The following is a 2633-nucleotide window of genomic DNA, read 5'->3' as shown; positions in this document are numbered from 1 at the left end:
CAGTGGGGTTAGAGATAGCGAGAATTTTTGCTAATTTTGAGCGAGTTTTTTGGATTTCTCCCTCTAACAATCCCGTGATCGTTTTGCCAGTTTTCACTAAAAGAAAAGCTTGGTCACTGCAAGGGGTTAAGATCAGATGACCCTGGGGACTGCGAATAGCAATTTGTTCCAGATCAGACCAGCTTAATTCCTCTTTTGTGTTATTGACAAGATAGACCATTGTTCCTGCTAAGATTAAAGCACTATTGTGTTCCATGCCGATGGAATCAGTCAAAGGTTGACCCTGGGGAGAAACAAGCATGATCCCCTCAATAGCGAGCGGTTTTTCGGCTAATTCTTGCAGGATTTTGGCAATTTCTACCTGATAATTTGGTTGACTAGGTACGGTATTTTTAGAGTTATCATAGTTATTATCGGTGGGATGTGGTCGTTCTTTGGTTTCTTTCGAGGAGATAAACCATTGCAGGTTTTTTTTTTCTCCCAGTTGCTGGTGGCTAAACAGACGAATATCTTTAGAAAGTTTAATCCCTAATTCAAAGGCATTTGCCTGATAATTGTCGGCTAAAGTTAAGGGTTCAAGGGAGATTTTAGCCTCATCTCTGGCAATACGTTTTAGGGGACCTGCTTCTAGACAGGCAAGAATTTTAAATAGTTGTTTCGAGTCGAGTAGTTCCTGTAAATAATAACAATGAAAGTAAGGGATATCCCCACGACCAAATTCATCCTTACCATCGTTAATTAACCAACCAAAGAGGGTGTTATGGGAGTCAATTTGATAGATATAGACTCCTTTAAATTTCCTGTCTGGAGGATTATAGGTGTCCCATAACTGAGAGACTATATGTTGATAAAAAAACTGTTGAATCCCTAGGGGGACATTGGCACTAGCGATATATTTAAATCCCAGTTGCGAGAAACTGCTATAAATCAGTTGTTCAACGAGCAAGGACATGATCTGTAACCTTTAAGCACTTTTGTGCGCTATTATAAATAATTTTAACACAATTGTGTCTTGTTTCTAGTTTTTGGGGAGATAAGTACCTAAGCAAAATTAATTACACATCTGAGCCACTACTCCGTAAGACTTCTGCTGATGTGAGCAAACAGAGAACTGAAAACCCAAATCCGATACCTAATAGCTGTCTCGGAGTCTCGGAGTCTCGGAGTCTCGGAGTCTCGGAGTCTCGGAGTCTCGGAGTCTCGGAGTCTCGACTAGGAAATTAATTTTGCACGACTACTTATTTGACGACATTTCTCACCGTTAAGATAACTGCTATAAGAAAGTCAGCAGATTTTTGAGAGATTTTTTGGCTAATCTTTCTGTAAATAGCTCGGATATAGTGCTGGTCGTTTAGGAAAAGTTTACCAGTTGTTGATCGATTTGAGACAATAACCAAGATAGGGAGTCTAAAGCTTGATTTGCTTGCAGCGTGCCTTGTTGGGAATCAATTAAAACTGTTGAGTAAAAAAAACGGTGATTAACTTTTTGGTCTCGCAGTTTTTGCTCTAATTTTTGGACTTTTAATTGTAGGTTTTGCCAAGATTTTTGGTCGGAAAAAACTAGATCGCATTTGCTGATAATAATGCCTAAATTAAACCTATTTTTATTATAGTTAATTATCTCGATCAAGGTTTGAAAAATTTTCAGGTAATTATTATGCTTGTCTGAATCATTTAATAAACTTGCTGCCTCTAAAAACAGTAAACAAGCATTAGCCTGTAAAGCCATATTGACAAAAGCTAAATTATAGATTTTACAACTTTCTCCTGGTAGATCCCACCAGCGAATTGTCGCTATTTTCTCCGATTGATCACCGCTTTTTTTCTCTAAACTAAAATCAAAGTTACTGATTTTTAAAGTGGCGGGGGGATATTGACCTGTTCTAGCGACATAATTGAGAATTTTTTCAATATCTTCTTCGCTTTCTTCCTCTTGAGATCTGAAGACAATATTAGCCTGATTTACCCAAGTTGCTGGATTTTTTAAAGTCTGATAAGATGCCGCTAGGAAAACTGTTTTTCCTGCTCCTCTTTGACCGATACTGAGAACTGTATAAATTGGGTTTTCTTTACTAAGATTTTCCTGATTATTAGTCATTTTACAACCTCTAAATTGAATGAAAAAAACTTTTGCGACGATGATTGTGTCTCTCAAGCCAACACAGACGAGAAAAATTGACTTGAGATTAGTTAATCTCCTTAGCTCAACAATTCCATTCTGCACTCTTGTAGTTATGCTGTCTGGAAAGATGGTTAAGATGATTATATTTGTTTTGTCCCCTCGGATCATCCCGGTTAACCAAATCTTCACAAAAAGTTACTATTCTAATAGTAATGGAACTTGCTCTCGGTGCTTGAGATGGAAATCTTGGGATTAAATTTTCCTGATTTTTAAGTAGGTAGGTGTTAAAAACTTTGAGATGTCCCCTTGTTAAAGATCGATTAAGGGTAGGGTTGATTCATGAATCAACCCTACGATGAATCAACCCTAGGATTAAGGGGGGATCGAACCCAAAACCCATCTTCAATTTAATTATAACCAGCTACTTAACGACAAAAGCCAGAGCAAATCAGTAGAGATTTCCTCATCTCCAAAAAATAGAGAGACATTGTTATAACAACGTCTCTAGATC

Annotated in this window: 2 protein-coding genes; both read right to left on the bottom strand. The window is 37.6% G+C overall.

Features of this window, described 5'->3' with window-relative positions; all coding sequences use genetic code 11:
• A partial coding sequence (locus IQ242_RS22055; RefSeq protein ID WP_193961419.1) for a roadblock/LC7 domain-containing protein occupies window positions 1-952 on the bottom strand: 952 nt, incomplete at its 3' end.
• 399 nt (window positions 953-1351) lie between these two features.
• Entirely contained in the window at window positions 1352-2098 is a 747-nt protein-coding gene (locus IQ242_RS22050) for a hypothetical protein (RefSeq protein WP_193961418.1), read from the bottom strand.
• Window positions 2099-2633 lie beyond the last annotated feature (535 nt).

Source organism: Microcystis sp. LEGE 08355, from assembly GCF_015207185.1.
Lineage (GTDB): Bacteria > Cyanobacteriota > Cyanobacteriia > Cyanobacteriales > Microcystaceae > Microcystis > Microcystis panniformis.
Note: the sequence above shows the minus strand (reverse complement) of the source record. Positions and strands in the feature narration are given on the sequence as shown.